The following is a 6,741-nucleotide window of genomic DNA, read 5'->3' as shown; positions in this document are numbered from 1 at the left end:
ACCACCACGGGTCAAGAACCGCAGAACAACGGCGTGTCGCACACAATCAAATATTCTGATTAGCCGGTTAAGAGAGGACACCCCGGCGGGATGTACACCATCCCGGTCGTGTTCTCGCAGAACCGTTGCACAGCTTGGGAAGCCATCTCCGGCCCGTTGTCCATCGGCAGCACCGTCGGCGGGCCGCCGGCGGCGGCGAAGGCCTTCTCCAACTCGAACACCAGTCGCTCGCCGGTGATCGAGCGCTCCACCACATGCAGCAGTGACAGGCGGGTGTGTTCGTCGATCATCGACGCGATCTTGATCGCCTTGCCGTCCACGGTGGAGTCGAACTGGAAGTCGATCGCCCACATCACGTTCGGGGCATCGGCCTCCACTAGCGGGACCGAGCAGATCCCGGCCCGCTTGCGGGGGCTGTGCACGCGGACCTGCAGGCCCTCCTCGGCGCCCCAGCCGGTGGATCTTCTTCTTGTTGACCTCACGACGCTCGTCGAAGCGCAACGCCGCCCAGGCACGCCGAAACCCATGGCACGGGTGTTTGGTGGCCTAGGAACGCAGCCAGGCGCGCATTTCGGCATCCGGATCGTCGGGGGTCTGCCCGAGCGGCAGGCGGCGGTAGGTGCAGCGGGCCAGCCCAACGGACTTGCACGCCAACCGTTCCGACATGTCCACGGTGTCCTTGAGCATGTCGACGGCGCGGCGCGGCGCGGCGCTTGGCCGCTGGGCTCAGAATTTTCCCTTGGCGACCTCCCGCAACGCGTCCTTCTCCAGCTCGGCCTCGACTCAGCAGCCGCTTGAGCCCGGCGTTCTGCTCGCGCAGCTCCTTGAGTTCCTTGGCGGCATCGGTGTCCATCCCGCCGTAGATGCGTCGCCAGTTGTACAGCGTCGCCGGTCAGACACCCAGTTCGGCGGCGATCTCCTCGCCGTCCTTACCCTCAGCGGCCAGCTCATCCGCGCAGCGCAGCTTGCGCACGATGTCCTCCGCGGAATGCCGTTCGCGACCAGCCATGTGTTTCATCGTCCCTTCCGGCCCGACCTCGGGCCACAGGACTCCAAAACCGTCTGGACTCAACCACCGGGAACACGCCAGGTCGATCCACGTGACGATCGCGATGCGCAGTTGCTCGCGGGTGTCCCAGCGCCGACGATTCAAGATGCTTTCTGTGCAACAGGCTGGAGAACGATTTCATGGCAGCGTGCCCGGCCGGGGATAGCGGGAGGCGACACTACGCAGCGCTACCCTGCTGGGCGCGAGCGCCGGGCTCGACGACGCACGCAGCTCCGCTCGTCGCCGATAATGGGCCCTTCGCAGTTGAGGGTGTAGAGCGGTTCGTCGGCTGCTCTCGTCTAGTGATCGAGGGGTCTGGTTGGCTGGGGGTGTGCCGAAGGGGAAGCGGAAGAGGAAGAGCGGTGTGTCTAGGGCCGGTGCGGATCTGGCGTTGCTGCAGAAGCTGATGGCCGATGCTGGCCGGGACGTGTTCGCGGGAGTGTTCGATGAGCCGGTGCCCGAGGTGCGGGCTGTGCCGGAGCGTACGCGGGGTTTCCGGGTGCGGGTGGATCTGATGTATGCCAAGCCGCCGATCTGGCGTCGTCTGGACCTGCCAGGCGACCTCAGGCTCGATGAGTTGCATGTCGTGCTGCAGGTGGCGATGGGCTGGCAGGACGGTCATCTGCATACGTTCGGTGTCGGGGAGGACCGGCGTTCCCGTGCCTACTTTGTCACCGGGTTTGATCTCAGCGAAGGCGACGTAGGTGTCGTCGAGGACAGCGTGCGGCTCGATCAGGTGTTGTCCGGCAAGGGCGAGCGGTTGTTCTATGACTACGACTTCGGCGACGGATGGGAGCACGTGCTGGTGGTCGAAGACGTTTTCGATGATCCACCCACGGAGCCGGTCTGTCTGAAGGGGAAGATGGCCTGTCCGCCGGAGGACTGTGGTGGCCTGGGCGGCTATGAGGAGTTAGCAGCGTGGGTTCGCGGCGGGTACGAACCGCAGGCAACGCCGATGGGGCTCGGTGCGGAGGAGATGCGGGACTGGCTACCCCGTGGCTGGCACCCCGACCGTTTCTCGGTGGCCGAGACCAACGCCGCTCTGGCCGCGCTGGCCACGAGTTGAGGCTCTTCACTGCCGAGGTTGACGGAGTTGGGCTCTGAAGCCGCCGGTTTCCAGGAGTGATCGGGCGATGTAGTTGGTCAGGTTGCGGAAACCGAGGGCCGGGCCGCGGAGGTGTTCGAGGCGGCCGTTGATCGCTTCGGTCGGCCCGTTCGACGTGCCGGGGCGGTCGAAGTACGCCAGCACATCGGCGGCCCGTTTCTTCAGGGTCCGCCCGAGGGTGATCAGTTCCTGCAGGGCCTTGGGGACGCCGGTGCTCAGCGTGGTGATCAATGCGGCCATCATGGCGCGGCCCTTGCTGCGGTCGGGTTCGCGGTAGGCAGCCACGGTGCGTTGGTACATCTGCCAGGTGGCCTCGACCTCGGCGTGGGCGTCGATGGCGAACAGTGCGGCCAGGCGGGCTTTCTGCCGGTCGGTGAGCAGATCAGCACCGGTGTGCAGGGTGCGTCGCGATCGGTAGAGTGGGTCGCTGCTGTGGCCGCGGTGCCCGCAGGTCACCAGCTGCACCCGGCGTCGACACTCGTCGAGGGCATTGCCTGCCAGCCGCACCACGTGGAAGGGGTCCATCACCGTCGCCGCCTCGGGAAGCTCCTCGACGGTGGCGGTCTTGAACCCGGAGAATCCGTCCATGGCAACGACTTCCACACCATCACGCCAGTCTTTCGGGCGGTCGGCCAACCACTGCTGGAAGGCGTGTTTGGAGCGTCCTTCGATCATGTCGAGTAGCCGGGCCGGGCCGGGCCGGGCCGGTCTTATCCCGTACCGGGGTCAAGTCGATGATGACAGTGACGTACTTGTCGCCGCGGCGGGTGTGCCGCCACACGTGCTCGTCGACCCGCAGCACCACCACGCCGTCGAAACGAGCGGGGTCGGCGATGAGCACCCGCCGGCCTTCGGCGAGCACGGCGTTGTCGGCGGTGTTCCACGACACCGCCAACGCTTCAGCGACCCGCGCCACCGACAGGTGCTGGCAGACAAGGGCTTCCAGCGCCCAGCGCAGCACTCGCCGGGACAATCTGGCGCGTGGCTCGGCTGCCACGCCGGTGTCCTGGCGCCACACACAAGCGCATCCGGCGCACCGGTAGCGGCGGATCGTGACCAGTAACGTGGTCGGCCGCCACCCGAACGGCTCGTGAGCCAGCGTGCGGGTAACACTGTCGCGCGGACTGCCTTCTTCACCGCAACGGCGGCACCACCGATCCTCGGCGGCGATCCTGCACGCCAGCACGACACGATCAGCAGTGAGGCGTTGACCGGTCACCTCCAACCCGAGTTCATCGAGGCGACAAAAAAGTGGTCAGGTCAGCGCAGGCAAAGCCCCCCCACCGGTAGCGTCAGGCACGTCGAGATCTTTCAGATGAGGCGTGTAGGAACCTTCATCTTCGAGAGACCTCGACCCCTATCCCGGCAACGACGCGCCGACCACCTCTACACCCTCAACTGCGAAGAGCCGAAAAAGTGGCAAAAGCGGATCGCACCTATCGCCGCCACGGATCAATCACCTAGGCGAAACACCACCCGATCCGGCTCTCAGCGGCGGCTACTATGCCGCGACGGGCTCAGATGGCGTGAACACGACCGGCATCGACTCCAGGCCGCTGACAAAATTCGCCGGTCGCAAGGGTAATTCCGCACCATCAGCGAGGCGCAGGTCGGGCAGCCGGTCTAGCAAACGGGCAAGCATGATCGCGAGTTCCTGCCGCGCCAGCTGGTTGCCCAGGCAGAAATGCGTGCCGAAGCCGAACGCCAGGTGGCTGTTCGGCTTGCGGTCGATACGGAAGTCGTCGGCATCGTCGAAGACCGTGGCGTCGAAGTTGGCCGATTCGAACAACAGCATTATCTTTTCACCGGACTGCAATGGTGCGCCGTGGAATTCGGTTGCGCCGGTCAGTGTTCGGCACATGTTCTTGATCGGCGAGGTCCACCGCAGCATTTCTTCGACCGCGAACGGCACCAGTGTCGGTTCCCGGCGCAACCTGTCCCATTGGTCTTCGTGGTTGACCAATTCCGCGACCCCTCCGGATAGCGTGTGTCGGGTTGTCTCGCCGCCACCGATGAGGATGAGCAAGGACTCGTGCACAATGTCTTCGTCCGCCAGCCGGCACCCATCGACCTCGGCGTTCGCCAGCACACTGAACAGGTCATCCCTCGGCTCGGTGCGACGCTTGCCAACTGCATCCGCGGCGAACGCGGCATACTCGCCGAACACTGCCACCACCGCATGTAGCGCCTCCTGGTCGTCCGGCCGTGCGCCACCCATCAGCACCTCGGACCAGCGCAAGAGCGTACCCCGCTCCTCCGGCGGCACCCCCAGCATCTCGGCGATCACCGCCATCGGCAGCGGCGCGGCGAGGTCTCGGACGAAGTCGCAGCGTCCACGTTCGCACACTCGGTCGATCAGCTCGTCGCATAGCGCCGCGATCGGCGGTATCTTGGCTTTCACCCGCTTGCCGGTGAAGGCGGCGCTGACCAGCTTGCGCCGCAACAGATGTCCGGGATCATCCATCTCGACCATGTACGGCATCGGCGCGAGCCCTGGTCGAATGCCGCCGGCGTTGGAGAACAGCTGCGGATTGCGTTCGGCCTCGATCACCGCCGCATACGTGGCGACCGCGGCCAGTCCGTTGCGGTCACGGAAGACGGGCTGGTTGGCGCGCATCCAGCGGTACGCCTCGCGCGCGTTCCTGTCCGCGTAGAAGCGGCCGTCCGTGAGATCGATGTCGGGTGCCCCCATGTGCACCGAGGTAATCACGACAGAGCAAACTCGACGAGCCAGAGCACGCAGCATTCCAACCAATTGACGACGCGATGCGCTGCACCGCAATGCCTTCCGCGACTAATGGCGTACTACGCAGCCGTTCCCACCGGCTCCTCGGCCGAATCTTCGGAACGTCCGCCAGCGAGGAAACGCGCACGCCGAGGCTTCAACACGAACACGGCCAGCGCCGCAGTCGTCAGGTCGAGCGTGATAGCGCAGACGAACACCAGAATCCAGCTACCCACCTGCTGGTGGAGCAAGGCCGCCAGCGGGCCTCCGAAAACCGACCCAATTCCGAACGAGATGTACAGCCAGCCGTAATTTGCTGTGGCGAAACGGGTTCCGAAGGTGTCGGTCAAGGTGGACGGGAACAGCGAGAAGATCTCACCCCACCCGAGGAACACCAGACCCGACAGCAGGACGAACAGCGCGGCGTCGTGTCGCGTCAATAGCCAGAATGTCATGGCGACACCCTCGAGAGCGAAGGCGAAGCCCATGGTGTTCTCCCGGCCGATCCGATCCGACACCCAACCGAACAACGGCCGGGTCAGGCCATTCGTGAAGCGGTCGATCGTCAAGGCCAACGGGACGGCTGCGAGCCCGAACACCAAGACCTTGCTCACCCCAAAGTCGGCCGCGAAGGTCGCCATCTGCGACGTAGCCATCAACCCCGAGGTCGCCATCATGGTCATCATCAAAAACATCAGCCAGAAGAGTGGCCGCCTGAGCATTTCGGACGGCCGATAATCGCGCGACGTGGACGGCAGAGCGGTCGACACAGTCGAGCTCGCCGCCGCGGGCGGTACTCGCAAGCCCTGCGCGCCAAGGAATCCGACCACCGCGAAGATCAGGCCGAACAACCACAGCGTCGAGTCCAGGCCTCGCTGCGCCAGCGACGAGGAGATCGGAAAGGTTGTGACGATCGCGCCCATCCCGTAACCGGCCGCAACTACGCCGGCGGCGAAACCACGCCGGTCCGGGAACCACTGAACCATCAGCCCCACCACGCCGACGTAGACGATCCCGGTGCCCAGCCCGCCGACACCGCCATAGGTGAGATACAGCATCGGCACGGTGTGCGCGTAGGAGGCGAGCATCCAGCTCACCCCGGCCAGCAGCGTCCCGATCGAGATCAGCTTGCGCGGTCCGAAACGGTCGATGAGCGCGCCCTGGAATGGCGAGAAGAACGCCTGCAAGAACACCAGGATTGAAAAAGTCACCTGTAATTCAGGCAGGGCAATGCCCAGCTTGGCACCCAGCGGCTTGGTCATCAGCGTCCACACATATTGCGGACTCGAGATCGTCATCATGCATAGCAGGCCAAGGCCGAGCTGCAGCCAGCGGGTTCGCGAGATTGTTGGCGCAGTAGTTGCGGCCGCGTCGTCCAAGGTGCCCGTACGAGTCGTCAATGTCGTTCTCTCCATTCCGAAACATGGCCCGCCTCTGAGCATTTGGCAGTCTGGCCGACCGGAATCCGAGTGACCGTCGCTGTCTTCGCCTATTTGCTTAACTTTCATTCATGGCAATCGAAACAGTTTGCCAGCAAATAGATTTCGGACTTCATAAGTCGACTTGACGCCAATGTGCGCCGCTAACAGTAGGTTTCGCTTGTTACCGGAACATTACGGACGGTGGCGAGCATATCAACTTTCAGTTACACCAATCGGTAGAGAAATCATCATAAACGCCTGCCGGACAACGCATTCCGTGGTGAACAAACGGTAAACGCGATAACTCGTGATTATCAGGCCAGGATATGGCGCTCCGGGCAGGACCGCGGCAGGGTGGGCGCGGTATCGATTGCTGAGATTTCCCGTCTCCTAGTCACACCGACGATGAGACTCAGATCCTGCATCGCCACACGGTGTCAGT

At 64.1% G+C, this 6,741-nt stretch carries 5 protein-coding genes and 2 pseudogenes; 1 reads left to right on the top strand and 6 read right to left on the bottom strand.

Translation table 11 applies throughout. The annotated features are described in order from the left end of the window. Positions 1 to 59: 59 nt before the first annotated feature. The 3 genes and pseudogenes from AWC25_RS26595 to AWC25_RS27840 all read right to left on the bottom strand — a co-directional run. Positions 60 to 482, bottom strand: a complete 423-nt coding sequence (locus tag AWC25_RS26595) for an integrase catalytic domain-containing protein (protein WP_158089753.1) — start codon at positions 480 to 482, stop codon at positions 60 to 62. Positions 483 to 546: 64 nt separating this feature from the next. Next, positions 547 to 687, bottom strand: coding sequence for a hypothetical protein (locus AWC25_RS26845; protein ID WP_158089752.1), 141 nt, complete (start codon positions 685 to 687; stop codon positions 547 to 549). Positions 688 to 796: 109 nt separating this feature from the next. Then, positions 797 to 883, bottom strand: a pseudogene (locus AWC25_RS27840) (hypothetical protein); the annotation flags it as partial. A 529-nt stretch (positions 884 to 1,412) separates the two neighbouring features. On the opposite strand from AWC25_RS27840, the gene AWC25_RS14570 reads away from it, so the two are divergent. Further along, the gene (locus tag AWC25_RS14570; protein WP_169717131.1) at positions 1,413 to 2,114 is read left to right on the top strand and encodes a plasmid pRiA4b ORF-3 family protein; all 702 of its coding nucleotides are present in this window, start codon (positions 1,413 to 1,415) and stop codon (positions 2,112 to 2,114) included. Positions 2,115 to 2,120: 6 nt separating this feature from the next. Here AWC25_RS14570 and AWC25_RS14565 read toward each other — a convergent pair. The 3 genes and pseudogenes from AWC25_RS14565 to oxlT all read right to left on the bottom strand — a co-directional run bounded on the left by AWC25_RS14565 (position 2,121) and on the right by oxlT (position 6,293). Continuing rightward, positions 2,121 to 3,453: pseudogene (locus AWC25_RS14565) on the bottom strand (ISL3 family transposase). A gap of 201 nt (positions 3,454 to 3,654) precedes the next feature. Continuing rightward, on the bottom strand, positions 3,655 to 4,845 hold the full coding sequence (locus tag AWC25_RS14560) for a cytochrome P450 (RefSeq protein WP_085166993.1): 1,191 nt from the start codon (positions 4,843 to 4,845) through the stop codon (positions 3,655 to 3,657). A gap of 113 nt (positions 4,846 to 4,958) precedes the next feature. Further along, the gene (oxlT, locus tag AWC25_RS14555) at positions 4,959 to 6,293 is read right to left on the bottom strand and encodes an oxalate/formate MFS antiporter (protein ID WP_084229511.1); all 1,335 of its coding nucleotides are present in this window, start codon (positions 6,291 to 6,293) and stop codon (positions 4,959 to 4,961) included. Positions 6,294 to 6,741 lie beyond the last annotated feature (448 nt).

It is taken from the genome of Mycobacterium sherrisii, assembly GCF_002102355.1.
GTDB classification, from domain to species: domain Bacteria; phylum Actinomycetota; class Actinomycetes; order Mycobacteriales; family Mycobacteriaceae; genus Mycobacterium; species Mycobacterium sherrisii.
This window is presented reverse-complemented; position numbering and strand designations above follow the sequence as displayed.